The organism is Massilia sp. LjRoot122 (assembly GCF_964252725.1).
Taxonomy (GTDB): Bacteria; Pseudomonadota; Gammaproteobacteria; order Burkholderiales; family Burkholderiaceae_D; genus Telluria.
On the sequence record NZ_CAXUPB020000001.1, the window covers coordinates 4,294,200 to 4,316,960 of the forward strand.

The following is a 22,761-nucleotide window of genomic DNA, read 5'->3' on the forward strand; positions in this document are numbered from 1 at the left end:
AAAATGGCAATTTCCACCCCTACCTATGATCCAGCCAGTACCGCGGCGGCACTAGCCGAGAAATACATCTCGGGTCAGCAGCAACTGCTCACGGCCAAGACCAACCGCGCCAGTGCGACCGAAAAGGCTTTGAGCGAGCTCAGGAATGCGCTCAGCGGCTTCCAGACGGCGCTGTCCGGCCTGACCGGCACGAACAAGACCCTGTTCGCACAATCCGCGCTGTTCGGTGATACCACCGTCGGCACGGCCACCGCCACCTCGACCGCGGCGGCCGGCACCTACTCGTTCCACGTCGCGCGTCTCGCCACCGCGCACCAGGTCTCGTATTCGCTCATCGAGAACAGCGGCGCCAACGGCACGGTGTACGTCAAGGCGGGCGGTACCTCGATCGAAGTCGACCTGAGCGCCGCCGCCACATCGGACGGCCAGGCGACCCCGCGCGAGATCGCGGCCGCCATCAATGCGGCTCCCGGCGCCAGCGCGGTGGTGACGGCATCCGTCATCAGCACCGGGGTCAACGTCGATGGGAAAAACACCTATGAACTGGTGCTGACCGCGAAGAACACCGGCGTAGCCAACGCGGTGTCCATCGAGTCTGCCGCCGCCCCCCCTTCGGCGCCACCCGCGCCATTCACCACCATCAGCGAACTCGTTCCCGCGGACGATGCCCTGATCCACATCGGATCGGCCGGCGGCACGCCGATCGAGCAGGCGTCGAATACCTTCAACGTGATCGACGGCGTGACGATGACGTTCACCAAGACGACGAGCACCGCGGTCACGCTGGCGGTCGGCGCCGATACCGGCAAGACCAGGGACAACGTCCAGGCTTTCGTCGATGCCTACAACAAGATGAAGGCGGTGGTCGATGCGCTGGCGGCTTCCGGCGATCCCTCGAAGGGAATCGCAGGCGGCGCCTTCGCCGGCGACAGCGGCGTGCGCTCCTTGCGCGACCGGCTGGTCAGCCTGTTGCGCCCGGTTAGCGGTGACAACCTGGCGGCCTACGGCATCACCGCCAACCGCCAGGGTACCCTGTCGCTCAATACGACGCGCCTGAACAAGGCACTGGCGGAAAATCCGACCGGCCTCGACACGCTGATCGGCAGCAGCAGCGCTACCCCCGCGACGGGGCTGGCCGGCGCGCTCGACACCTATCTGAATACCTGGACCAGCTCGTCCAAGGGCCAGATCAACAGCCGCAAGGATGCGGTGTCGAAACTGCAGATCGAAATGACGGCGCGCCAGGAAACCCTGGACAAGCAGTACAACGCCGCCTACCAACGCTACCTGATGCAATTCACCCAACTGCAAGCATTGCAGAGCCAGATGTCGAACAACAGCTCGATGTTCGATGCCCTGTTCAGCAGCGACAAAGACTAGACGAGATCATTCCATGTCCTACCAAGAAGCCTACGGCGACTACCACGCCGTCAACCTCGATGCGCAGACCTCGCGCGCCTCGCCGGTCGAGCTGGTCCTCCTGCTCACCGACGGCCTGCTCGACGAACTGGCGCGCGCCCGCGCCCACATCGCCGCAAAACGCTACGAGCAGAAGGCTGCCAGCATCGACAAGTGCGTCGAGATCATCAACGGCCTGTCCAGCTCTCTCGATTTCGAGCAGGGCGGCGAGACCGTCGCCAACCTGGCGCGCATCTACGATTTCTGCGTCCAGCACCTGCACGGCGCCGGCATCAAGATGGACACCGGCATGCTGGACGAAGTCGTGCGCATCCTGACCACCATCCGCCAGGGCTGGAAGGGTGTCCAGGAACGCAATGGATAGGACACCCGTCATCGACCGCCTCGCCGGCGTCCTGCAGGACGCCGGCGCGCGTGCCGACTGGGAGCTGCTGGGCCGCGCGGTGCGCGAGCTCGGCTCCCAGCTGCAGGCGCTGGCCGCCGCCGGGCCCTGGAGCGCCGGCGAGCGTGCCGCGCTGGAGCGCCTGCGCGGCGCCCACGCCGGCGCGGCCGGGGCGGTCGCCACCGCCAGCGTGCAGCTGCAGGCGCGCATGGATGACATGGCCGCCAACAAGGAAGGCTGGATGGCCTATGCCCTCGCGGGCGAACCCGATTTCGGTAATACCCAACCATGAACATCACCATGAATAGCGCTTCCATGCCTGTCTCCGGCGACGCCGCAGCCACCGCCGTCAACGAGGCCCAGCCGCTCGATCCGGCACTGGCCGCGGCCCAGCCGGGCGCGCAGGCGCCGCTGGCCTTCCTGCAGTTCATGCAGCTGGACGCCGCGCTGCCCGCCGAGCCGCTGCCGCAGCCGGAACTGGCCGGCGTGCCGGGCGAGGCGATCAAGGCCGCCGCCACGGCGCAGGAAGACGAGACCGAGGCTGCTTCCGAAGCGGGCCAGCCGCTGCTGGCCGCCATGAACATGCCGCTGATGCCGTCGATGATGGCGATGCAGGCCGGCCTGCCCGCCGCAATGCGACTGGCCGCCGGCCAGCCGGAGCGTCAGGAGCATGCCGCTGCTGCAGCCGCCGAGCTGCCGGGCGCGGGCGAAGCCACGGCATCGGGCGCGCTGCCGGCCCAGGCAGCCGACGGCGCCGCCGTGCAGCTGCGTGCCGCGGCGCAGGCAAGCCAGCCGGCCGCCGCGCCGCAGGGCGCCGCAGGCCAGGTGCGCGAAGGCGCCGGCACCGAGATCCAGGCCGCGGCCGGCGACACCGCCGCCGGCAGCAGCAATACCGGCTTCGGCATCGCTGCCCAATCCGCGCCGGCCAGCGCTGGGCGCGACGGTGGCACCCTGACCCTGTCCGGCCCACCGGCCGCATGGCGCCAGAGCCTGCAGGAAGCGCTGGGCGAGCGCCTGAACCTCCAGCTCGGCAAGAACGCCGAGCAGGCCGTGATCCGCCTCGAACCGCCGATGCTGGGCCGGGTCGAGATCTCGATCCGCCATGCCGCCGGCAGCCTGGAAGTGAACATCACCGCCACCCACAGCGAAGTGCTGCGCCAGCTGAACACCGTGAGCGACAACCTGCGCAGCGACCTGGCGCAGCGCCAGTACACCGACGTGTCGGTCAACGTCAGCCAGGCGACCCCGCGTGCCCAGGCCGGCGCACAGGCAGGCGCCTTCGGCGCCGATGCCCAGGGCCGCGGCCGCCAGCAGGGCCAGGACCAGGACGAGCGCGCCCCGGGTGCGGCCCTGGCCGAAGCCAACCAATCCACTACCGCGTTCTCCCTGAGCGGACGCGCTTGAGCATAGAGCCATGAACAGCAAAGCCAAACTGATCGCCGCCTTCCTCGGCGTCGCCCTCCTCGCCGCCGGCGCCGCCGGCGGTGCGATGTGGTACCTGGCGCCCGCCCAGCAGCATGCGGCCGGCACCAAGGCGGAAGAGCCGAAAAAGGAACCGGAGAAGAAGCCGACCAAGTACGTCACCCTCGACAAAGTGATCGTGATGCTGCGCCGCGCCCCGAACGAGGCGGCGGCACACTACCTGTCGGTCGACCTGGTGCTGGCCACCACCACCGAGCGCGAAAAGGAAACCAAGGAACACCTGCCGCTGCTGCGCAGCATCGTCGTGTCGGCGCTGTCCGCACATACGCTGGCCGAGGCCAACGCGATGACCGTGGACCAGTACGCGGCACTGCTGAACAAGACCTTCAACGCCAGTTATGAAAAGGAAAACCACGAACGTCCGTTTTCCGAAGTCATGATCGGCAAGCTGATCATTGAGTAAGTCAAGCGCAGCGGGGACATCGTGGCCTATCTAGCCGACTATGCCGACACCAATGGCGCCACCCTGTACGGCGAGGCGCCTGCCAACGCCGGGATGACGCCGGGCGAGGAGCAGCGCCACCTGCTGGCCTATGCGCCGCTGGTCAAGCGCATCGTGCGCCAGCTGAATTCGCAGGTGTCCGGCGCGGTGTCGCGCGAGGACATGGAACAGATCGGCCTGATGGGACTGCTGGAAGCGCTGCGCCGCTACGGTACGCCGGACAATGGCTTCGGCAGCTATGCGAGCCTGCGGGTGCGCGGCGCCATCCTGGACGAGCTGCGGCGCCAGGACTGGCGTCCGCGCGCCGTGCGCCAGGACAGCCACCGTGTGCGCGACGCGCTGCGCGAACTGACCCGCAAGCTGGGCCGCGAGCCGCTTGAAAAGGAAGCCGCCGCCGCGCTCGGCGTCACTGCCGAGGAATTCCGCCAGCACGTGCTGGACGACTGCGCCGAAGAGATGCTCAGCTTCGACGAGGTGCTGCAGGAAGCCACCGACCATGCGCACAGCACGCCGGGCCCGGAAGAAGCCTTCCTGGTGCGCCGCAGCCTGGAGCAGGTACTCGGCAGCCTGAACGAAAAAGAACAGCGCGTGATCCAGATGATCTACGAGTTCGAACTGAGCTACAAGGAAATCGCCGCCGTGCTCGACCTGTCGGACGCCCGCGTCTGCCAGCTCAACAAGAGCGCCCTGGCGAAAATGAAGGCCGCGCTGCAGCGCGCCTGACCAACATTCAATAAGCAACAAGAAAGGCTTACGTCATGCAGCAATTACTCGGAATCGCGATCGTGCTTGGCGCCGTATTCGGGGGCTTCAGTTTGATGGGCGGCACCTTTTCGGCCATCTTCCACCCGATCGAGCTGCTGATCATCGGCGGCGCCGCGTTCGGCGCACTCGTGCTTGGCAACCAGAGGCACGTGCTGGCCGAAATGACGCACCAGCTGAAGAAGGTCGCAGCGCGCAAGAAGCATGATTCGGAATTTCAGCGCCAGCTGCTGCTGCTGATGTACGAACTGCTGCAGACCGCCGCCGGCGGCCTGAAGGCACTCGACGCCCACGTCGAGGCGCCGGCGGAAAGCCCGCTGTTCCAGCGCTACCCGCGCATCCTGGACGAGCCGAAGCTGCTGGCTTTCATCGTCGACAACTTCCGCCTGATGGCCATGGGCAAGATCAACGCCCACGAACTGGAAGGCGTGCTGGAGCAGGAGCTGGAAGCCATCCATGAAGAACTGACGCAGCCGGCCAAGTCGCTGCAGAAGATTGCCGAGGCGATGCCGGGCTTCGGCATCCTGGCCGCAGTGCTGGGCATCGTGATGGCGATGTTCTCGGTGTCGGCGGGTGCCGATTCCGGCGAGATCGCCGAAAAGGTCGGGGCGGCGATGGTCGGCACCTTCATCGGCATCTTCTTCTGCTACGGCATTCTCGAACCGCTGGCGAACATGATGAAGCAGCTGGTGAACTCGGAAGCATCGACCATGGAAACCGTCAAGGTGGTGCTATGCACCCACGTGGCCGGCAAGCCGGCCCTGCTGGCGATCGACGCCGGCCGCCGCCTGATCCAGCTGAATACCAAGCCCAGCTTCGCCCAGCTCGAACAGTGGATCAATGCGATGGGCGGCGAAGATGAGTCGCAAAACAAGCGACGCCGCAACTCTGATCGCATGGCGGGTTGATCGTGGCCGGCCTCTCTACCAAAAACGACAAACACGAAGCCACCATCGTCAAGCGCGGCGGCGGCAAGCATGCGCACGACGAGCATGGAGGCGCATGGAAGGTGGCCTTCGCCGACTTCTGCCTGGCATTGATGGCACTTTTTCTCGTGTTGTGGTTGATTGCCGCGCGAGAACAACAGCAGCTCAAGAAAATCGTGCGCGACGCCACCGACAGCGGTATGCTCGAGGGCATGGGCCACAAGCCGGCGATCGCGGCCGAGCCGAGCGGCAGCATGATCGAGCGCTTCCAGCTGCCGACCGCCGGCAGCAAGGGCAGCAACGATCCGGGCGCGCCGAGCCAGCCGCGCGTGGCCTACGAATCGCCATCCGAACTGGCGGCGCTCTCGAAGGCGCTGGGCGAGATGAGCCGGGAAGCCGGCCTCGCGGCCAACCTCGACACCGTGGTGACGCCCCATGGCCTGCGCGTGATGCTGCACGATACCGATAAGCAGGGCATGTTCATGCGCGGCAGCGCCCTGCCCACCGGCCGTTTCGTGAAGCTGCTGCGCAAGATGGGGCCGCTGTTCGCGCAGATGGAAAACCAGATGCTGATCGTCGGCCACACCGACGCCTCGCGCTTCGCCGGTCCCGACAAGGGCGGCTATTCGAACTGGGCGCTGTCCACCGACCGTGCGCTGTCGGCCCGGGCCGAGCTGCTGGGCGGCGGCATGCGCAGCGCGAGCGTGCTGCAGGTGGTGGGCATGGCCGACCGCGGCCCGATCGACGCGCAACAGCCGCTGGCTGGCGTGAACCGCCGCATCGAACTGCTGATCCTGACGAGCACGCAGTCGCGCCTGGTCGCGGCGATGTTCGGCAAGCCCGGCACCACCATTCCACTGGGAAAGGAGGCGTCGATCGAAATGCCGGACGCCGCCGCCCTCGAAACGCTGCGCGGCCAGCTGCCGAAGTAAGGCGAATGTCATGAGTATCCAATCGAAACGAGGACCCCGCATGAAGATTTCCGGCGCGATCACTTCCACGGTGAGCATCGGCACCCAGCGCGTGACCGTGCAGGTGCCTGCCGAGACGGCTGCGCCGGGCGCCGCCGCGCCAGCCCTGCAATCCGACGTGCTGCAGCCGGCCGCGGCCGCCCTGCGCGCCATGCCCGACTTCGACGCCGCCCGCGTGGCCGAGCTGCGCGACCAGCTCGCCAAGGGCGAGCTGCCCTTCGATGCGGGCCGTCTGGCCGGCCTGATCCAGCGCTTCCACGGCGGAGGGCGCGGATGAGCCAGAACCAGCCGCGCCTGACCCGCCAGCAGGCCAACCTGCTGCTTGCCGACGGCGTCCAGGCCGACGTGCGCGACAGCGCCGAAGTGCTGGCCTTGCTCGAACGCCAGTTCGATGCCGCGCTGCGCCACCGCAGCAGCGAGCTGACCTTGCTTGCCGAACAACTCACGCCCCTGCTCGACGCCATGGAAGCGCGGCGCCAGCAGCGCGTGTCGCTGGTGCGCGCCCTGCTGGGCGAAGGCGCGGGCATGGCGGACTTCATCGCCAGCCTGGCCGATCCGGCGCGCGGCGCGCTGGCGGCGGCCTGGTCCGACCTGGAAAGCACCGTGCAGGCCTGCAAGGCGGCGACCAACCGCAACGGCGGCCTGCTGGCCGAACAGTACACCGTGATGCAGCGCGTGCTGCACGGCGAGGACGATACCTATGCGCCACGCTGATTTCTCGACCCCTGCCCTGGCGCCGACGGCGCCGACCGCGAGCACCCGTCCGACTGCCGCCATTGGCGGCGGCTCGGGTTTCGCCAGCATGTTCAGCGAAGTGCAGGGCGAAGTGGCCACTTACATCCAGCACGGCGACCCGGCCGACGCGAGCGGTGGCGCGGCCTTGAGCGCCGAAGGCGCGATCTGGCGTGCCCGTGCCGCGGGCCTGATGGGTGGAGAAACCGAGGTCGACGGCCCGGATGGCGTCGGCGGCAGCAATGCCGCCGGCACGCCCGAGCAACAGGCTTTCCTGGAAAGTATCGCGCCCTGGGCGCAGCAAGCCGCACAGCAGTTGGGCGTGGCGCCGGAACTGGTGTCGGCGCACGCCGCGCTGGAATCGGGCTGGGGCCAGCGCCCGCTGCGGAATGCCAACGGCGCCTCGAGCCACAACCTGTTCGGCATCAAGGCCGGCGGCGGTTGGGATGGCGCCGTGAGCGAATCGGCGACCACCGAATACGTGGGCGGCGCGGCGATCAAGACCCGCGAGCGCTTCCGTTCCTACCCGGACGCGGGCGCCGCTTTCAATGACTATGCCCGGATGCTGATCGAGAACCCGCGCTACAAGGGCGCGCTGGGCGTCGGCGGCGACGCGCGCGCCTTCGCCCAGGGCCTGGCACGGGGTGGTTATGCGACCGATCCGGCCTATGCGGCCAAGCTGGAGCGTCTGGCCAGCAAACTGCAGGGCAACTAAGGCCGGCGGCTGACGCCCTGGGGCAGGTCGACCGGCTCGACGGTGCCCGCGCCGGCCACGCGCATCCGCACCACCTGCCCGCTTCCCGTATTGCGCACCCGGACCACGGCGCCTTGCGCGCCGGCGTCCAGCGCCTCGCCCGCCATGCTCACCTCGATGCCTTCATGCCGCGCCACCATCAGGACCTGGTCGCCGCGCTTGACCATGAGCGGCGCGCTCAAGCCGCCGCTGCGCAGCACTTCGCCGGCGCGCAGGCTGCGGCGGCTGGTCTGGCCGACGGCCAGCTCGGGCGCACCGATGGCGTCGCCGATCAGGGTGACGTCGCGGCGCTCGAGCGTGACGTGGGCGTCGGTCAGCACCTCCCCTGCCTTGAGCGGTATGGCGGTGACGGCGACCTGGGCGCTTACGCGGGCGCGCACCACGAAATCGTGGCGCCAGCCGCGCGCGTCGGGACAGCGGGCGACGAAGCGCATGCGGGCGTACTGGCGGGTATCGAGGGCCTCGATCTCGACCGGCGCATTGCAGGGCGGCGCCGGACGGCTGGAGACGACGCTCAGTGCGACTTCCGGTTCCGACAGGCCGCTGCTTAGCAGTTGTTTGTCGATTTGTCCACGCGCGGCTTGCTCTATCTTTAAGGAAATAGATTGCGCTGCCGCGGTTGTGGCGCAGAAAAGACAAGATACAATGACGATGGTTGCCCTACGGAAAGCAATCATTGTTAAATAGAGGGTCGCGATTGAAACAAGTAAGCGTCCATTGTACAGAAACAAACTGCAGCCCACCGACGGAGGATCGACATGACGATTAATTTCAAGGACGCACTCGGCGTACACGCCGACGCGCTGCAGGTACGGGCCGAACGTACCCGTGTGCTTGCCGCCAATATCGCCAACGAAAGTACGCCCGGTTACACCGCGCGCGACATCGACTTCGCATCGGCCCTGCAGGAGCAGATCGATGCCGAGGCCGGGGAACCGACCCTGTCCTCCGACGGCCCGCTGTACCGCGTGCCCTTCCACCCCAGCGCCGACGGCAACACCGTCGAGATCGGCGTTGAGCAGGCCGCGTTCTCGCAGAACGCTTCCGACTTCCAGACCAGCCTGACCTTCATCAACATGAAGCTGCGCGGCCTGGCCAAAGCCATTAATGGCCAGTAATGCGGGTCAATAACGAGGAGGAATAGCATGGGTTTCAAGGACATTTCGAATATCGCCGGATCGGCCATGGCGGCCCAGACCGTGCGCCTGAACACGATCGCCAGCAACCTGGCCAATGCCAATGCCGTGGCCGGCTCCGAAGCCGAAGGCTACCGCGCCCGCAAGCCGGTGTTCGCCTCGGTGATGGGTGAAGAAGGCGGCGCCCGCGTGCAGGTGCTGGACGTGGTCCAGTCCAGCGAGCCGCTGCGCAAGATGTACGAGCCCGACAATCCGGTGGCCGACGCCGACGGCATGGTTTACTACGCCAACGTCAACGAAGTGGCCGAGATGGCCGACATGATGGCCGCCTCGCGCGCCTTCGAGACCAATGTCGAAGTCATGGGCCGTATCAAGAACATGCAGCAGTCGCTGCTGAAGATGGGCGAAGGCTGATTCCGATGACCACGACTACCTCCGCCAGCAACAGCTTCGGCTTCCCGGCTTCCACCACCCCGGCCAGCGACAAGATCGCCACCGGCGTCAGCACCAGCGAGAACAAGGACATGTTCACCAAGCTGCTGGTGGCCCAGATCCGCAACCAGGACCCGCTCGCGCCCTCGGACCCGAGCCAGTTCGTCAACCAGCTGTCGCAGCTGTCGCAAACCGAAGCGCTGCAGCAGCTGGCCCAGACCACCAGCGCCAGCGCCAGCGTGCTGCAAAGCCTGCAGGTACTGGCGATGGGCGCCCAGGTCGGCAGCGAAGTCTCGATCCAGACCAGCCGCGTGCGCCTCGGCGACGACAAGATCAGCGGCAACGTGCAGCTCACCGGCGCCAACAGTGCCACCAAGCTCATCCTGACCGGCGTCGACGGCCAGCAGCACCACATCAGCCTGCCCCCGCACGGCGCCGGCGCGCTGCCGTTCACGATCGACCCGGCCGCCCTCGGCCTGGCGCCGGGCAACTACAGCATCAGTGCCGAGGCATCGGACGGCACCAAACCCGCGGTCGAAGTCACCGGCCGCCTCGACAGCGTCCGCATGTCGGCCGCCGGCGGCATCCTGCTGCAGGTCGCCGGCATCGGCGAGGTCGATCCATCGAGCGTCACCGGCTTCAACGGCAAGGCCTCCGCCCTGGCCTCCCTGGAACACTGAAAGGAATTCTCATGAGCTTCAATATCGCACTGTCCGGCATCCAGGCCATCAACGAGCAGCTGGAAACCGTGTCGAACAACATCGCCAACTCCGGCACCTATGGCTTCAAGAGCAGCCGCGCCAACTTCGCCTCGGTGTATGCCGGCGAGCAGGCCAACGGCGTCGAAATCGGCTCGCTGACCCAGAACATTAGCAAGAACGGCAGCCTGGTCACCACCGGCCGCGGCCTCGATGCCGCCATCCAGGGCCGTGGCTTCTTCAGCAGCCGCGATGCACAAGGCGTGATGCAGTACACCCGCGTCGGCATCTTCAATGCCAACAAGGAAGGCTACCTGGTCGACGGCGTCGGCCGCAAGGTGCAGGGCTATGGCCCGAGCGTAGGCGGCACCCTCGGCGTGATGGGCGACATCCAGGTTCCGACCGGCCAGATCCCGGCCAAGGAAAGCACCGGCATCACCTTCGTCGGCAACCTGTCCGCCGACTGGACCGTGCCGACCACGACCACCTTCAATGCCGCCGACCCGACCAGCTACAACATGGTCAAGCAGTCGGTGCTGTACGACTCGCTCGGCACCCAGCACACCGTGTCGCAGTACTTCGTCAAGACCGGCGCGAACGCCGTGAGCGTGCGCTACGCCTTCGACGGCGGCGCGCCGATCGCGGCCACCACCGCCCTGAGCTTCAACAGCGCCGGCCAGCTGCCGGCGGTCACCAGGAGCGGCACCCTGACCCTGCCGGCTACCGCCGGCGCCGACGCCCTGGACTTCGTCATCGACTACAGCGGCTCCACCCAGTTCGCCGGCGAAGCCACCACCACCACCAACCGCAGCGACGGCTATGCCTCGGGCGCCTTCGTGGGCGTGGAACTGGCCGAAGACGGCTCGGTCTTGGCCAAGTACAGCAACGAACAGCAGCAGGTGGTCGGCACCCTGGCGATCGCCACCTTCGCGGACGAGGGCAGCCTGGCCCAGACCAGCGACACCAGCTGGGCCGCCAACAACGGCTCCGGCGCGCCGCTGTACAGCACCCCGGGCGTGGGCCTGGCCGGCAAGCTGTCCAAGGGCAGCCTGGAAGGCTCGAACGTGGACATCACCTCGGAACTGGTCGGCCTGATGACCTCGCAGCGCAACTACCAGGCCAACTCGAAGGTGATCACCGCCGAGAATCAGATGATGCAAGCCCTGATGCAGGCCCTGTAAGCCGAGCCATGGATAAACTGATCTTCACCGCGGTCAGCGGCGCCGAGCGCACCATGCGTGCGCAGCAGGTGCACGCCAACAACCTGGCCAACATCGAGACTTCAGGCTTCCGCGCCAACCTCGAAGTGGCCTCGACCCAGGCCCTGCAGAACGGCTACGGCTACGACAGCGCCCACCTGGCGAAAACCGAGGCCGACACCATCTCGACCCGCGCCGGCGCGGTGCGCGAGACCGGCCGCCCGCTCGATGTCGCCATCAACGGCAACGGCTACCTGGCGGTCCAGTACGGCGACGGCGAAGCCTATACCCGCGCCGGCGCCATCGACGTCGACGCCAACGGCGCCCTGTCGGTGCACGGCCATCCGCTGATGGGCGAAGGCGGCCCGATCGTGCTGCCGCCGCACCAGGCGGTCGAGATCGGCACCGACGGCAGCATTTCCGTGCTGACCGAAGGCGCGACCACCATGCAGGTTGTCGACAAGCTGCGCCTGGTGAACGCCGAAGGCGCGGAACTGACCAAGAACGAATCCGGTCTCATCGTTTCGCGTGGCGGTGATCCGCTCGAGGCCGATCCGAACGTCACCGTGCGCGGCCGCGCCCTTGAGGGCAGTAACGTCTCGGCGGTGGAAGAGATGGTCGCCGTGATGAGCCTGAACCGCAGCTTCGAGATGCAGATGAAGCTGTTCAAGGCCAGCGACAGCATGAATGAAGTGGGCAACCGCCTGATCGGCGCCTAAGCCGTCCCCTATCAAGGAGTTAGACATGAATCCAGCAATGTGGATCAGCAAGACCGGCGTGCAGGCACAGGATGCCAAGCTGCAGGCGATCGCCAACAACCTGGCCAACGTCAACACCGTCGGCTTCAAGCGCGACCGCGTCGTGTTCGAAGACCTGTTCTACCAGGTCGACGCCCAGCCGGGCGCCCAGAGCGCCGACAACACCGTCTCCAACGGCGTCCAGCTCGGTAACGGTACCCGCATCGTCGGTACCCAGAAGGTCTTCACCAACGGCAGCATGCAGACCACCAGCCAGCCGCTCGACGTCGCCATCAACGGCGCCGGCTTCCTGCAGGTGCGCCGCCCGAACGGCGAACCGGCCTTTACCCGCGCCGGCCAGCTGCAGGTGGATTCGAACGGTACGCTCACCAATGCCCAGGGCCTGCCGCTGGTGCCGCAGATCACCGTACCGCAGAATGCGACTGCGATCACCATCGGCGAGAACGGCATGGTCTCGGCCACCGTCGCCGGTTCCACCACCCCGACCGAACTCGGCCAGCTCACGCTCACCAGCTTCGTCAACCCGGCCGGCCTGCTGGCACTGGGCGAGAACCTGTTCCAGGAAACCGCCGCCTCGGGCACCGCCAACGAGGGCCGTCCGGGCGACGGCGCTTTCGGCAAGCTCAAGCAGGGCGCGCTGGAAGGCTCGAACGTGCAAGTGGTCGAAGAAATGGTCGACATGATCGCCGCCCAGCGCACCTACGAGATGAACACCAAGGTGCTGTCGGCGGCCGACAACATGCTCCAGTACCTGGCACAGGCTGCACGCTAAATAATGAAACTTGTTACCGCGGCGCTGTGCGCCATCATCCTGACCGGCTGCGCGTCCGCGCCGCCGCGCCAGGCCATGAACGACGACGACGATTTCGTGCCGATGGCACGCACGGCGTCGCGCGGCGTCTCGGGCGGCGTCTTCACGGGTGAAGCCGTGTCGCTGACCTCGGACAGCCGTGCCTACCGCGTGGGCGACGCGGTCACCGTAATCCTCCAGGAAACCACCCAGGCCAGCAAGCGCGCCGGCACCAGCATCTCCAAGAGCTCGTCGGCCGGCGTGTCGCCGATCGCGGCCCTCGGCAAGACCTTCGGCAAGACCGCGATCGACATCTCGGCCGACCGCGAATTCGAAGGCGACGCCACCAGCACCCAGCAGAACGCCCTGTCGGGCGCGCTGACCGTGATCGTGCAGGAAGTACTGCCGAACGGCCTCCTGCGCGTGGCCGGCGAGAAGAACCTGACCCTGAACCAGGGCGAGGAATTCGTGCGCCTGAAGGGCTTCATCCGGGCCCAGGACATCGACAACGACAACCAGGTGTCCTCGCTGCGCGTCGCCAACGCCCGCATCGCCTATTCGGGCAAGGGCGCCCTGTCCGATGCCAACCAGCCTGGCTGGCTGACCCGCTTCTTCAACAGCCCCCTGATGCCGTTCTGAGGACAACATGATTCAAATCTCTCGCGCGTCACGCGCTTTTCGAATCATGTTGTGCGCGGCGCTGCTCGGCGCCGGCGCCCTTCCCGCCCACGCGGCGCAGGCGCTGCGCAACCTGGTCAGCGTCGAAGGCGTGCGTGACAACCCGCTGGTCGGCTACGGCCTCGTCGTCGGCCTGAACGGCAGCGGCGACTCGACCCAGGTCAAGTACGCCAGCCAGTCGGTAGTCAACATGCTCAAGCAGTTCGGCGTGCGCCTGCCGGAAGGCGAAGACGCCAAGAACAAGAACGTCGCCGCCGTCATGGTGTCGGCGGTGTTCCCGCCGGGCTACCGCCGCGGCCAGGCGATCGACGTGACCGTCTCTTCGCTGGGCGATGCGAAAAGCCTGCGCGGCGGCACCCTGCTGCTGACGCAATTGCGCGCGGCCGACAATGAAATTTATGCGCTGGCCCAGGGCAACCTGGTGGTCGGCGGCTTGAACGCGACGGGAAAAAGCGGTTCCTCGGTCACGGTCAACACCCCGACCACCGGCCGCATCCCGAACGGCGCCATGATCGAGCGCGAGATCGCCACCGACTTCGCGACCCGTCCGCAAGTGATGCTGCGCCTGCGCCAGCCGCACTTCGAGACCGCCACCAACGTGGTCAACGCGATCAACAAGGCCTACGGCCCGATCGCCACCACCGCCGACGGCACCAGCGTCGAAGTCGCCGCCCCGAGCAACCCGACCGAGCGCGTGGCCTTCATGGCCAAGCTGAACAACCTGCGCGTCGAAGCCGGCGTCGAGGTCCCGAAGGTGGTGTTCAACTCGCGCACCGGCACCGTGGTCATCGCCGACGGCCTGCGCGTGAAAGCGGCCGCCGTCACCCACGGCTCGCTCAAGGTGGTCATTTCGGAAAGCTCGCGCGTCTCGCAGCCGGGCCCGTTCTCGCGCGGCCAGACCGCGGTGACGCCGGAATCGAAGCTGTCGGTGGACCAGGGCTCGGGCCAGATGTTCAACTGGCCGGCCGGCGCCAGACTGCAGACCATCATCGACGTGGTCAACAGCCTGGGCGCTTCGCCCGACGACATCATGGCGATCCTGCAGGCGCTCGACCAGGCCGGCGCGATCGAAGGCGAACTGGTGGTGATCTGATGAAGATCGACCAGAACCAGCCGATTCCGCTGTCGACCGGCACCGAGGCCCCGGCCGTGGCGCCTGCCGCGGACCAGCCCGACCCAGTTTACGTCGCCAAGGCCACCAAGGCCGCGGTCGAGTTCGAACGCTTCTTCATCTCGCACATGCTCAAGGAAATGCGCTCCTCGACCCGTGCCATGGCCACCGAGGACAGCGTATTCAACAACCGCGTCAACCAGGACATGCAGGACATGGCCGACGACCTGCTGGCCGGGAACATGGCCGGCAAGCGCGCCTTCGGCATCGCCGACGCCATCCTGCGCCAGCTGGTCCCCGCCGCCAGGCCCGCCATGAAGCCTGAAGAAAAAGCTTAATAAGCAGCAATAAACGGTCGCCTTACCAAGGTGTACCCCCCGCTCGAGGAAGAATCCGCACCATGGCCATCATCCACAACGCACTATCGGGCGCGCTCGCCGCCCAGGTGGCGCTGTCCGCAAGCAGCCAGAACATCGCCAACCTGCAGACCAAGGGCTATACCCGCCAGGCCGCCCTGCTCGCCGCGGTCGGCCCGGAAGCCAATCCGCGCTCGAGCGGCAACGGGGTGCAGGTAACGGCCCTGCTGCGTTTCTCGGACGGCTACAAGAGCCAGGCCATGTGGCGCGCCGCCTCGGACCTGGGTGCGTATTCGCAGACCCAGCCTTACCTGAGCCAGCTCGAGAACGTGATGGGCGACGAAACCGCCAGCCTGTCGGCCGGCATCGACCAGTTCTTCGGCGCCCTCAACGCGGTTGCCGGCGACCCGGGATCGACCCCGCTGCGCCAGCAGGTGCTGACCTCGGCCGGCCTGATGTCGGAACGCTTCAACGGCCTGAACAACGTGTTCAATGCCCAGCTGCAATCGGTGCGCAACCAGCGCGGCGCGATCGTCGACTCGGCCAACGCCCAGATCGCCGCCATCGCCAAGCTCAACCAGCAGATCAGCGAAGCCCAGGCAGGCGGACTGAGCGCCTCGGCCATGATCGATGCGCGCGACCAGGCCATCGACGACCTGGCCGGCAAGATGGCGCTGGAAGTCTCGGACAATGCCGACGGCACCCGCGACGTCTCGCTCAAGACCGGCCAGTCGCTGGTGCTGGGCAGCATGCATGGCACCCTCAAGGCGGCGCCGACCGCGACTTCGCCGCAGGAATTCTCGCTGAGCTTCGCCGGCACCTCCTATGTCCTCGACGCCGGCAAGCTGGGCGGTCAGTTGGGCGGCCTCACCAAATTCGAAACCGAAAAGCTGGTGCCGCTGCAACAGGACATCGCCGACATCGCCGCGCAGATTGCGAGCAAGATCAACAGCCAGCTGACGCTCGGCTTCAAGCCCGATGGCAGTGCCGGCGCCCCGCTGCTCGTGTACACCCCGGGCAGCAATGCCGATATGCTCAAGCTCAACAGCGGCTTGATGGCTGACGACCTGGCCTTTTCCGCCGACGGCACCCCGGGCGACACCGGCAACCTGCAAAAACTGCTCGCCATCAAGAGCCAGCCGATCACGGTCGGCACCGTCGGCAACGTGCTGCTGAGCGATGCGGACGCCCAGATCGTCGGCAAGCTCGGCGTCGACAGCGCGCTCAACAAGGCTGCGCTGAAGACCTCCCAGACCGTGCGCACCCAGTCGGTGGACGACTGGCAGTCGACCAGCGGCGTGAACCAGGACGAGGAAGCGGTCAACCTGGTCGAGTACCAGAACATGTACCAGGCGAACATGAAAGTGATTGCAGTCGCCAATCAGCTGTTCGACGCCACGCTGGCGATGATGGGCTAAAGGAACACACCATGCGTATCGCAACTACCCAGTACCAATCGACGATGAACCAGTCGCTCCAGAACAACCAGGAGCGCATCACCCACCTGACCCAGCAGATGGCGGCCAACAAGCGCATCCTGGTGCCCTCGGATGACCCGATCGACAGCGTGCGCCTGGCGCGCCTGACACGCGAGGAATCGACCGTGCAGCAGTACCGCGACAACATTGCCGCGATCAAGATTCGGCTCACCAAGACCGAAGGCTACCTGACGAATATGGCGGATGAAATCATCCAGGGCCGCGACCTGCTGGTGTGGGCCGCGGACGGCGGCAATGCGCCGGACGACCTGAAGGCCATGGTCTCGCCGCTCGAGGCGCTGCGCGACAGCATCCTGTATAACGCCAATTCGATCGACACCGAAGGCAACTACAATTTCTCGGGAACGCTGACCAAAACCGCGCCGATCGCCTACGATCCACTGGCCGCGCCCGGTTCGCGCTACACTTACGTCGGCAACACGAATTCGCAGGATGTCGTCATCGGCAATGGCATCACCCAGGCCGGGAATCAGAATCTGCAAGGCGTCGAACAACTGCTGAACCACCTGGAACAGACCATCACCACCCTGAAAACGCCCGGCGCTTCGGCCAACGATCCCGCCGTCCGGTCGGTGCTGACGGGCGCCCTGGACGGTTTCGACGACGCACTGAACCTGATGACCAGCAAGGTAGCGACGCTGGGCGGCTCGCAGAACATCATGAAGACCCTGGACGCCAACCACGCCAACGTCAGCCTGTCCAACAAGATGGCGATCACCGACATCGGTACGCTCGACATCGGCGAAGCGGCGACCTCGCTCAACGGCTATTCGACCGCCCTGCAAGCTACCTACAAAGCCTATAGCCGCATTGGCACCCTGTCCCTGTTCTCCGTGTTGTAACTCCTTATGGACGCAGCCCTTCGTTTGAACAATTCGTCGGCCACCCCGGCCACTTCCTCGGTCGGCAATGCCGCTGCGGCGGCCTCGACCGCGGCGGCGCGCGCCACCGCGGTCAAGCCGCTCGACGCCGACAGCCGCACCGTCACCCGGGTCGCCCCGAATACTGCCCCCCTCCAGCGCGGCATCAAGTGGGACACCCGCCTGCAAGGCGATGTCGCGCGTGCACAACAGGCGATCGACTACCTGGAACGCGTCGCCTCGCAACTGGAAGCGCTGAAGGCCGACCTGAGCGCCAAGATCACCGGCCGCAGCGACCCGGCGCGCCAGATCGAAGCCCGTTCGCAGCAGCTCGCCAGCGCGCTGGAATCACGCCGCAAGCAGGCCGGCGGCGGCGTCGACGCCCAGCTCGGTTTCAGGGACGGCCAGCCCGCCATGACGCGCTTCCGCATCCGCGGCTTCGACCTGGCCGCGCTGCAGTCCGCGGGCCAGCAGACCTATGCCTTCTCGGTCGGCAGCAGCGGCGGACCGCAGCTGACCGCCACCATCGAAGCGGGCATGACGCCGGAAGAAATCGCCGCCCGCCTCGACCGTACCCTGTCGCCGGTGAACGTCCGTGTAGCGCTCGACAACCAGCAGCAGCTGGTGTTCAGCGCGCCGGAAGCCGAGTGGGCCGGCATGAAGGATGCCATCGCCATCTCGGGCCGCGGCCGCGTGGACGTGGCGGAAGACCCGGCCGGCCTCGCGCCGGAACAATGGAATATCGGTAACCCCGACGCCCTGCGCCAGAGCCTGCGCGAAGTGGTGCAGGCCCTGGCCCGGGTGCGCCGCGCCCAGGAAGCGGCCAGTGCCGCGCTGAGCGCCGCCATGGTGCGTACGCCGGACGCACCGCTGCCGGAAGCGGAACTGGCAGTCGTCACTGGCGACTTCGCCTCCACGGCTGCCGGCCACGACTATCAATCCCTGCTGGCGATCACCTCCGCACTGGTCGGCGTCAGCCGCGACCGCGTGCAGGCCCTGCTCGGACTGCGCTGATCCCTTCATGAAAAAAGCTCCCACCGCGCGATGCGCGATGGGAGCTTTTTTATTGCGTGTGCAGTTTAGAAGCCGTATTTCAGACCCACGCTGACGACGTCCGGCTTGGCGCCATAAGCCTTGCTCTTGCCGTAGCGCTCGTATTCCGCCTGCAGCGCCACATTCTGGTTCAGCTTGTACTCGACGCCCACACCGCCGTAGCCGCCGGTATCGTCATCCTTGAAACGCTGGCCCAGGTCGTTGCTGAGCTTGCGCTCGTTGTGCGACAGACCCACCTTGCCGTAGGCCGATACCTGCTCGTTGATCGGCAGCGTGTACTTGGCGGCCACGTAGGTGCCATAGCCTTCGGTGCTGCCGCGCACGCCGAAATCGGTCTTGTGATGGTTGGTCCAGCCGGCCTCGACACCGAGACGCTCGTCGAACTGGTAGCCGGCGAACAGCTTGCCGTCAGCCTTGTGGGCGTCGACGGTGGTGTTCTTCGCGCTCACGACGGCGGTGCCGACGTAGCCGCGACCGGCGGTCTGGGCTTGGGCGGTGCCTGCAACGGCGGCGGTGGCGATCAGTGCAATCATCAGCTTTTTCATGCGAACTCCCTTCAATAATCTTCATCTGGCCCGCAATTCACAACGAATCGCGATGTAGTCACAATAGCAAACCTTGCCGGATGTTCACAGCCCAAAGCCGGTAAGAACTGTAACAAGATGCAAAATGAAGACCAGATCTGCACTTATGTGCGCCAGATGACCGACGATACGCGAGAGCGCAGCGGACGCAACAAATGCTTCTGACAATAAAAAAACCCGCTGCAAGCAGCGGGTTTCTTGTTCAGCCATGCAGCGATTACGCTTCGCGGCTTGCCTTCTTGCGCTCGTGTTCCTTCAGGAAGCGCTTGCGCAGGCGGATCGACTTCGGCGTGATCTCGACCAGCTCGTCGTCCTCGATGAACTCGACAGCGTATTCCAGCGACATCTGGATCGGCGGCACCAGGCGCACGGCTTCGTCGGTACCCGACGAACGCACGTTGGTCAGCTGCTTGCCCTTGATCGGGTTGACGACCAGGTCGTTGTCGCGCGAGTGGATGCCGATGATCATGCCTTCGTACACCGGGTCGTTGTGCGACACGAACATGCGGCCGCGGTCCTGCAGCTTCCAGATCGCGTAGGCCACGGCGGCGCCGTCGTCTTGCGAGATCAGCACGCCGTTACGGCGGCCGGCCAGTTCACCCTTGCTGTTGTCGACCGGAGCGTATTCGTGGAACACGTGGCTCATCAGGCCGGTACCGCGGGTCAGGGTCATGAATTCGCCCTGGAAGCCGATCAGGCCACGCGCCGGGATCAGGTATTCGAGACGGACGCGGCCCTTGCCGTCCGATTCCATGTTCTGCAGGTCGCCGCGGCGGCGGCCCAGTTCTTCCATCACGCCGCCCTGGTTGACTTCTTCCACGTCGACGGTCAGGTTCTCGTACGGCTCGTGGCGCACGCCATCGACCATCTTGTACACGACGCGCGGACGCGACACGGCCAGCTCGAAGCCTTCGCGACGCATGTTTTCCAGCAGAATCGTCAGGTGCAGTTCGCCGCGGCCCGAGACTTCGAACACGGTGTCGTCGTCAGTCGGCGAGACGCGCAGTGCGACGTTGGCCTTCAGTTCGCGCTCGAGACGCTCGCGCAGCTGGCGGCTGGTGACGAACTTGCCTTCGCGGCCGGCCAGCGGCGAGCTGTTGACCATGAAGTTCATGGTCAGGGTCGGCTCGTCGACGGTCAGCATCGGCAGGGCTTCCGGGGTATCCACGGCGCAGACGGTCGAACCGATGCCGATGTCTTCGATACCGTTGATCAGGCAGATGTCGCCGGCGACGGCTTCGTCGACCAGCACGCGCTCCAGGCCCTTGAAGTTCAGCACCTGGTTGATGCGGCCCTTGATCGGGGTCGAGTCAGGGCCGTTCAGGATGATGACGTCCTGGCCGGTCTTGACGCGGCCGCGGTTGACGCGGCCGATGCCGATCTTGCCCACGTAGGACGAGTAGTCCAGCGAGGTGATCTGCATCTGCAGCGGGCCGTCCGGGTTGTCGTCACGCACCGGCACGTATTTCAGGATGGCATCGAACAGCGGCTTCATGTCGCCGCTGCGCACGCTCTCGTCCATGCCGGCATAGCCGTTCAGGCCCGAGGCGTAGACGATCGGGAAGTCGAGCTGCTCGTCGTTCGCACCCAGCTTGTCGAACAGTTCGAAGGTCTGGTTGATCGCCCAGTCCGGGCGCGCGCCTGGACGGTCGACCTTGTTGACGACGACGATCGGCTTCAGGCCCAGGGCCAGCGCCTTGCGGGTCACGAAGCGGGTCTGCGGCATCGGGCCTTCCTGGGCATCGACCAGCAGCAGCACCGAGTCCACCATCGACAGCACGCGCTCGACCTCACCGCCGAAGTCGGCGTGGCCCGGGGTGTCGACGATGTTGATGTGGGTGCCTTCGTACTCGACCGCGCAGTTCTTCGACAGAATCGTGATGCCGCGTTCTTTTTCGAGATCGTTCGAGTCCATCACGCGGGTGTCGACCGCCTGGTTTTCACGGAAGGTGCCGGATTGGCGCAGCAGCTGGTCCACCAGGGTGGTTTTGCCGTGGTCAACGTGGGCGATGATTGCGATATTACGAATCGCGCGTTTGGTGTCTGACATGTATTTTCAACAGTGAATGTTGCGTGATGGATGAAGGCAGCGAGGTCGATTGAACTTGCCGATTTCCGTAACCCGCTACTATAGCACGGTTATCGCCCTTGCTGCGCTGCAGCGGGCGGGAAAGACAAGGTATTTCGACGAACAGCCGGGCGCGCCCAGTATAGCGGCGGAATATTGAAGGTTGATGACGTCCGGACGCCGCCGGGCAGCCAGGGGCCGCCACTTCCGGATTCAGGCAAGATGGGGGCGGTCCGCCGGTTTTCAAGGCCGGCAGACGCAACTATCTATTGCTGGGCGGCGACCAGGCGTTCCGGCGCCAGGATCGCATATTCCTGCAGGTTCGCCGTCCCGAGCAGCTTGCCCTCGTGGTAGACGCGGACCCTGCCCAGCTCGCCCGGCACCTGCACGGTCTCCTTGCCGAGCGCCAGGCGCTGGCCGTTCAGGAAGCGCTTTGCCAGCTCGGGCGTGAGCTCGACCGACGGAAAGCTCGACAGCAGCGCATCGACCGGGGCCAGCAGCGACAGCGGATCGGGATGGGCCTGCAGGTCTTCCAGCGAGATCATCCTGTCGGTCGACAAGGCGCCCACCTGCACGCGCCGCAGCGCGTTCAGGTGCGCGCCGCAGCCGAGCGCGGCGCCGATGTCCTCGCCCAGCACGCGCACATAGGTGCCCTTGCTGCAGGTCACCAGGATCTTCAGGAAAGGGGCCGCGTAATCGACCAGCGACAGGCCGTGGATCGTCACCGGGCGCGCCTCGCGCTCGAGCACGATGCCTTCGCGCGCATATTCGTACAGGGCCTTGCCGTCGCGTTTGAGCGCGGAATACATGGGCGGAACCTGGAAGATGGGGCCGCGGAAGCGCGCCAGCACGGCTTCGATCTGCTCGCGCGTGACCTCGACCTCGCGCTGCTCGATGGTCTCCCCTTCGGTGTCGCCGGTGGTGGTCATGATGCCGAGGTGGACCGTGGCTTCATAGGTCTTGTCGGCTTCCAGCAAGTCTTGCGAGAACTTCGTCGCTTCGCCGAAGCAGAGTGGCAGCAGGCCGGTGGCGAAGGGATCGAGGGTGCCGGTGTGGCCGGCCTTCTTGGCATTCAGCACGCGCTTGGCCTTGAGCAGGGCGTCGTTCGAGGACAGGCCGACCGGCTTGTCGAGCAGGAGGACGCCGTCGACCGGGTCGCGCGGCTTCTTGGGCGGACGTGCGTTCACTCGGAATCCGAATCTTCGTCCTGGCCGAAATCGGCGGCGCGCACCGCATTGGCCTGATCGATCAGGGCCGACATGGCGAGGCCGCGCGTGGTCGAGGTGTCGTGCACGAAGTGCAGCTGCGGCAGCGTATGGATGTGCAGGCGCTTGCCGAGCAGGTTGCGCAGGTAGCCGGCCGCCTTCGACAGGCCTTCGAGGGTCTGCTTGACTTCTTCCGGGCTGTCCTTCAGCAGGGTGAAGTAGACCTTGGCGTGGGCGTAGTCGGGCGTCAGCTTGACTTCGCTGATGGTGACCATGCCGACGCGCGGATCCTTGAGTTCGAAGGCGATCAGTTCCGACAAGTCTTTCTGGATCTGGTCGGCGACGCGCAGGCCGCGCTGGGGGATGCTTTTGCTGTGTTTTGCCATGATGTTGCTGTGTTGTTCTTTGCTAGTTAGCTGAACTGCCGCGGCATCTTTATTTACCACCACATTCAGCACCGTCAT

Annotated in this window: 29 protein-coding genes; 23 read left to right on the forward strand and 6 right to left on the reverse strand. The window is 66.0% G+C overall.

Features of this window, described 5'->3' with window-relative positions; translation table 11 throughout:
* Positions 1 to 3 precede the first annotated feature (3 nt).
* The 11 genes from fliD to flgJ are packed head-to-tail and all read left to right on the forward strand — an operon-like array spanning position 4 to position 7,831.
* Positions 4 to 1,380 (forward strand): flagellar filament capping protein FliD, encoded by a 1,377-nt coding sequence (fliD, locus tag ACSQ25_RS18850; protein ID WP_436107196.1) that lies wholly within the window; start codon positions 4 to 6, stop codon positions 1,378 to 1,380.
* Between the two features lie 13 nt (positions 1,381 to 1,393).
* On the forward strand, positions 1,394 to 1,783 hold the full coding sequence (gene fliS, locus ACSQ25_RS18855; protein WP_436107197.1) for a flagellar export chaperone FliS: 390 nt from the start codon (positions 1,394 to 1,396) through the stop codon (positions 1,781 to 1,783).
* Positions 1,776 to 2,093: a hypothetical protein gene (locus tag ACSQ25_RS18860; RefSeq protein WP_436107198.1), complete on the forward strand. Its 318-nt coding sequence runs from the start codon at positions 1,776 to 1,778 to the stop codon at positions 2,091 to 2,093. The genes fliS and ACSQ25_RS18860 overlap by 8 nt, the downstream gene beginning before the upstream one ends.
* A gap of 8 nt (positions 2,094 to 2,101) precedes the next feature.
* Positions 2,102 to 3,205, forward strand: a complete 1,104-nt coding sequence (locus tag ACSQ25_RS18865; RefSeq protein WP_436107199.1) for a flagellar hook-length control protein FliK — start codon at positions 2,102 to 2,104, stop codon at positions 3,203 to 3,205.
* A 10-nt stretch (positions 3,206 to 3,215) separates the two neighbouring features.
* On the forward strand, positions 3,216 to 3,686 hold the full coding sequence (locus ACSQ25_RS18870; protein ID WP_436107200.1) for a flagellar basal body-associated FliL family protein: 471 nt from the start codon (positions 3,216 to 3,218) through the stop codon (positions 3,684 to 3,686).
* A 21-nt stretch (positions 3,687 to 3,707) separates the two neighbouring features.
* Positions 3,708 to 4,448 (forward strand): FliA/WhiG family RNA polymerase sigma factor, encoded by a 741-nt coding sequence (locus ACSQ25_RS18875; RefSeq protein WP_436107201.1) that lies wholly within the window; start codon positions 3,708 to 3,710, stop codon positions 4,446 to 4,448.
* A gap of 35 nt (positions 4,449 to 4,483) precedes the next feature.
* Positions 4,484 to 5,395 carry a flagellar motor stator protein MotA gene (motA, locus tag ACSQ25_RS18880; RefSeq protein ID WP_436107202.1) on the forward strand — a complete coding sequence of 304 codons (912 nt, stop codon included), beginning with the start codon at positions 4,484 to 4,486 and terminating at the stop codon, positions 5,393 to 5,395.
* A 2-nt stretch (positions 5,396 to 5,397) separates the two neighbouring features.
* The gene (locus tag ACSQ25_RS18885; protein ID WP_436107203.1) at positions 5,398 to 6,345 is read left to right on the forward strand and encodes a flagellar motor protein MotB; all 948 of its coding nucleotides are present in this window, start codon (positions 5,398 to 5,400) and stop codon (positions 6,343 to 6,345) included.
* Positions 6,346 to 6,385: 40 nt separating this feature from the next.
* The gene (flgM, locus tag ACSQ25_RS18890) at positions 6,386 to 6,661 is read left to right on the forward strand and encodes a flagellar biosynthesis anti-sigma factor FlgM (protein ID WP_436107204.1); all 276 of its coding nucleotides are present in this window, start codon (positions 6,386 to 6,388) and stop codon (positions 6,659 to 6,661) included.
* The gene (gene flgN / locus ACSQ25_RS18895) at positions 6,658 to 7,098 is read left to right on the forward strand and encodes a flagellar export chaperone FlgN (protein ID WP_436107205.1); all 441 of its coding nucleotides are present in this window, start codon (positions 6,658 to 6,660) and stop codon (positions 7,096 to 7,098) included. The genes flgM and flgN overlap by 4 nt, the downstream gene beginning before the upstream one ends.
* On the forward strand, positions 7,085 to 7,831 hold the full coding sequence (flgJ, locus tag ACSQ25_RS18900) for a flagellar assembly peptidoglycan hydrolase FlgJ (protein ID WP_436107206.1): 747 nt from the start codon (positions 7,085 to 7,087) through the stop codon (positions 7,829 to 7,831). Before flgN ends, flgJ begins: the two co-directional genes overlap by 14 nt.
* On the opposite strand, the gene flgA is transcribed toward flgJ, so the two are convergent.
* On the reverse strand, positions 7,828 to 8,304 hold the full coding sequence (gene flgA / locus ACSQ25_RS18905) for a flagellar basal body P-ring formation chaperone FlgA (RefSeq protein WP_436107207.1): 477 nt from the start codon (positions 8,302 to 8,304) through the stop codon (positions 7,828 to 7,830). The genes flgJ and flgA overlap by 4 nt on opposite strands.
* Before the next feature lie 324 nt (positions 8,305 to 8,628).
* Between flgA and flgB the strand changes: the two genes are divergently transcribed.
* The 12 genes from flgB to ACSQ25_RS18965 all read left to right on the forward strand — a co-directional run bounded on the left by flgB (position 8,629) and on the right by ACSQ25_RS18965 (position 18,401).
* Positions 8,629 to 8,988, forward strand: a complete 360-nt coding sequence (flgB, locus tag ACSQ25_RS18910; RefSeq protein ID WP_436107208.1) for a flagellar basal body rod protein FlgB — start codon at positions 8,629 to 8,631, stop codon at positions 8,986 to 8,988.
* A gap of 27 nt (positions 8,989 to 9,015) precedes the next feature.
* A complete protein-coding gene (gene flgC, locus ACSQ25_RS18915) occupies positions 9,016 to 9,420 on the forward strand; it encodes a flagellar basal body rod protein FlgC (RefSeq protein WP_436107209.1) in 405 nt (134 codons plus the stop codon).
* A gap of 5 nt (positions 9,421 to 9,425) precedes the next feature.
* On the forward strand, positions 9,426 to 10,118 hold the full coding sequence (locus tag ACSQ25_RS18920; RefSeq protein ID WP_436107210.1) for a flagellar hook capping FlgD N-terminal domain-containing protein: 693 nt from the start codon (positions 9,426 to 9,428) through the stop codon (positions 10,116 to 10,118).
* 11 nt (positions 10,119 to 10,129) lie between these two features.
* Positions 10,130 to 11,317, forward strand: a complete 1,188-nt coding sequence (locus ACSQ25_RS18925; protein ID WP_436107211.1) for a flagellar hook-basal body complex protein — start codon at positions 10,130 to 10,132, stop codon at positions 11,315 to 11,317.
* Between the two features lie 8 nt (positions 11,318 to 11,325).
* Positions 11,326 to 12,054, forward strand: coding sequence for a flagellar basal body rod protein FlgF (locus tag ACSQ25_RS18930; RefSeq protein WP_436107212.1), 729 nt, complete (start codon positions 11,326 to 11,328; stop codon positions 12,052 to 12,054).
* A gap of 25 nt (positions 12,055 to 12,079) precedes the next feature.
* Positions 12,080 to 12,865 carry a flagellar basal-body rod protein FlgG gene (gene flgG, locus ACSQ25_RS18935; protein WP_436107213.1) on the forward strand — a complete coding sequence of 262 codons (786 nt, stop codon included), beginning with the start codon at positions 12,080 to 12,082 and terminating at the stop codon, positions 12,863 to 12,865.
* A gap of 3 nt (positions 12,866 to 12,868) precedes the next feature.
* The gene (flgH, locus tag ACSQ25_RS18940) at positions 12,869 to 13,522 is read left to right on the forward strand and encodes a flagellar basal body L-ring protein FlgH (protein WP_436107214.1); all 654 of its coding nucleotides are present in this window, start codon (positions 12,869 to 12,871) and stop codon (positions 13,520 to 13,522) included.
* 46 nt (positions 13,523 to 13,568) lie between these two features.
* Positions 13,569 to 14,654, forward strand: coding sequence for a flagellar basal body P-ring protein FlgI (locus ACSQ25_RS18945; protein ID WP_436108108.1), 1,086 nt, complete (start codon positions 13,569 to 13,571; stop codon positions 14,652 to 14,654).
* On the forward strand, positions 14,654 to 15,010 hold the full coding sequence (locus tag ACSQ25_RS18950) for a rod-binding protein (RefSeq protein WP_436107215.1): 357 nt from the start codon (positions 14,654 to 14,656) through the stop codon (positions 15,008 to 15,010). The genes ACSQ25_RS18945 and ACSQ25_RS18950 overlap by 1 nt, the downstream gene beginning before the upstream one ends.
* Before the next feature lie 62 nt (positions 15,011 to 15,072).
* A complete protein-coding gene (gene flgK, locus ACSQ25_RS18955) occupies positions 15,073 to 16,446 on the forward strand; it encodes a flagellar hook-associated protein FlgK (RefSeq protein WP_436107216.1) in 1,374 nt (457 codons plus the stop codon).
* An 11-nt stretch (positions 16,447 to 16,457) separates the two neighbouring features.
* Positions 16,458 to 17,369: a flagellar hook-associated protein FlgL gene (gene flgL / locus ACSQ25_RS18960; protein WP_436107217.1), complete on the forward strand. Its 912-nt coding sequence runs from the start codon at positions 16,458 to 16,460 to the stop codon at positions 17,367 to 17,369.
* Between the two features lie 24 nt (positions 17,370 to 17,393).
* Complete coding sequence (locus ACSQ25_RS18965) at positions 17,394 to 18,401, forward strand: hypothetical protein (RefSeq protein ID WP_436107218.1); 1,008 nt, start codon at positions 17,394 to 17,396, stop codon at positions 18,399 to 18,401.
* A gap of 65 nt (positions 18,402 to 18,466) precedes the next feature.
* Here the strand turns inward: ACSQ25_RS18965 and ACSQ25_RS18970 are convergent, their stop codons facing one another.
* From ACSQ25_RS18970 to rbfA, 5 genes are all read right to left on the reverse strand, one after another.
* Entirely contained in the window at positions 18,467 to 18,985 is a 519-nt protein-coding gene (locus tag ACSQ25_RS18970; RefSeq protein WP_436107219.1) for a porin family protein, read from the reverse strand.
* 84 nt (positions 18,986 to 19,069) lie between these two features.
* Positions 19,070 to 19,234, reverse strand: a complete 165-nt coding sequence (locus tag ACSQ25_RS18975; protein WP_436107220.1) for a hypothetical protein — start codon at positions 19,232 to 19,234, stop codon at positions 19,070 to 19,072.
* 7 nt (positions 19,235 to 19,241) lie between these two features.
* A complete protein-coding gene (gene typA / locus ACSQ25_RS18980) occupies positions 19,242 to 21,074 on the reverse strand; it encodes a translational GTPase TypA (RefSeq protein ID WP_436107221.1) in 1,833 nt (610 codons plus the stop codon).
* Between the two features lie 284 nt (positions 21,075 to 21,358).
* On the reverse strand, positions 21,359 to 22,279 hold the full coding sequence (gene truB / locus ACSQ25_RS18985) for a tRNA pseudouridine(55) synthase TruB (RefSeq protein ID WP_436107222.1): 921 nt from the start codon (positions 22,277 to 22,279) through the stop codon (positions 21,359 to 21,361).
* Positions 22,276 to 22,683, reverse strand: coding sequence for a 30S ribosome-binding factor RbfA (gene rbfA, locus ACSQ25_RS18990; protein WP_436107223.1), 408 nt, complete (start codon positions 22,681 to 22,683; stop codon positions 22,276 to 22,278). The genes truB and rbfA overlap by 4 nt, the downstream gene beginning before the upstream one ends.
* Positions 22,684 to 22,761 lie beyond the last annotated feature (78 nt).

Excerpts from the sequence above, each read along its gene's own strand:
- fliD (WP_436107196.1), top strand. The coding sequence starts at position 4 with ATGGCAATTTCCACCCCTACCTATGATCCAGCCAGTACCGCGGCGGCA.
- fliS (WP_436107197.1), top strand. The coding sequence starts at position 1,394 with ATGTCCTACCAAGAAGCCTACGGCGACTACCACGCCGTCAACCTCGAT.
- ACSQ25_RS18860 (WP_436107198.1), top strand. The coding sequence starts at position 1,776 with ATGGATAGGACACCCGTCATCGACCGCCTCGCCGGCGTCCTGCAGGAC.
- ACSQ25_RS18865 (WP_436107199.1), top strand. The coding sequence starts at position 2,102 with ATGAATAGCGCTTCCATGCCTGTCTCCGGCGACGCCGCAGCCACCGCC.
- ACSQ25_RS18870 (WP_436107200.1), top strand. The coding sequence starts at position 3,216 with ATGAACAGCAAAGCCAAACTGATCGCCGCCTTCCTCGGCGTCGCCCTC.
- motA (WP_436107202.1), top strand. The coding sequence starts at position 4,484 with ATGCAGCAATTACTCGGAATCGCGATCGTGCTTGGCGCCGTATTCGGG.
- flgM (WP_436107204.1), top strand. The coding sequence starts at position 6,386 with ATGAAGATTTCCGGCGCGATCACTTCCACGGTGAGCATCGGCACCCAG.
- flgN (WP_436107205.1), top strand. The coding sequence starts at position 6,658 with ATGAGCCAGAACCAGCCGCGCCTGACCCGCCAGCAGGCCAACCTGCTG.
- flgJ (WP_436107206.1), top strand. The coding sequence starts at position 7,085 with ATGCGCCACGCTGATTTCTCGACCCCTGCCCTGGCGCCGACGGCGCCG.
- flgA (WP_436107207.1), bottom strand. The coding sequence starts at position 8,304 with ATGCGCTTCGTCGCCCGCTGTCCCGACGCGCGCGGCTGGCGCCACGAT.
- flgB (WP_436107208.1), top strand. The coding sequence starts at position 8,629 with ATGACGATTAATTTCAAGGACGCACTCGGCGTACACGCCGACGCGCTG.
- flgC (WP_436107209.1), top strand. The coding sequence starts at position 9,016 with ATGGGTTTCAAGGACATTTCGAATATCGCCGGATCGGCCATGGCGGCC.
- ACSQ25_RS18920 (WP_436107210.1), top strand. The coding sequence starts at position 9,426 with ATGACCACGACTACCTCCGCCAGCAACAGCTTCGGCTTCCCGGCTTCC.
- ACSQ25_RS18925 (WP_436107211.1), top strand. The coding sequence starts at position 10,130 with ATGAGCTTCAATATCGCACTGTCCGGCATCCAGGCCATCAACGAGCAG.
- ACSQ25_RS18930 (WP_436107212.1), top strand. The coding sequence starts at position 11,326 with ATGGATAAACTGATCTTCACCGCGGTCAGCGGCGCCGAGCGCACCATG.
- flgG (WP_436107213.1), top strand. The coding sequence starts at position 12,080 with ATGAATCCAGCAATGTGGATCAGCAAGACCGGCGTGCAGGCACAGGAT.
- flgH (WP_436107214.1), top strand. The coding sequence starts at position 12,869 with ATGAAACTTGTTACCGCGGCGCTGTGCGCCATCATCCTGACCGGCTGC.
- ACSQ25_RS18945 (WP_436108108.1), top strand. The coding sequence starts at position 13,569 with ATGTTGTGCGCGGCGCTGCTCGGCGCCGGCGCCCTTCCCGCCCACGCG.
- ACSQ25_RS18950 (WP_436107215.1), top strand. The coding sequence starts at position 14,654 with ATGAAGATCGACCAGAACCAGCCGATTCCGCTGTCGACCGGCACCGAG.
- flgK (WP_436107216.1), top strand. The coding sequence starts at position 15,073 with ATGGCCATCATCCACAACGCACTATCGGGCGCGCTCGCCGCCCAGGTG.
- flgL (WP_436107217.1), top strand. The coding sequence starts at position 16,458 with ATGCGTATCGCAACTACCCAGTACCAATCGACGATGAACCAGTCGCTC.
- ACSQ25_RS18970 (WP_436107219.1), bottom strand. The coding sequence starts at position 18,985 with ATGAAAAAGCTGATGATTGCACTGATCGCCACCGCCGCCGTTGCAGGC.
- ACSQ25_RS18975 (WP_436107220.1), bottom strand. The coding sequence starts at position 19,234 with ATGGCTGAACAAGAAACCCGCTGCTTGCAGCGGGTTTTTTTATTGTCA.
- typA (WP_436107221.1), bottom strand. The coding sequence starts at position 21,074 with ATGTCAGACACCAAACGCGCGATTCGTAATATCGCAATCATCGCCCAC.
- rbfA (WP_436107223.1), bottom strand. The coding sequence starts at position 22,683 with ATGGCAAAACACAGCAAAAGCATCCCCCAGCGCGGCCTGCGCGTCGCC.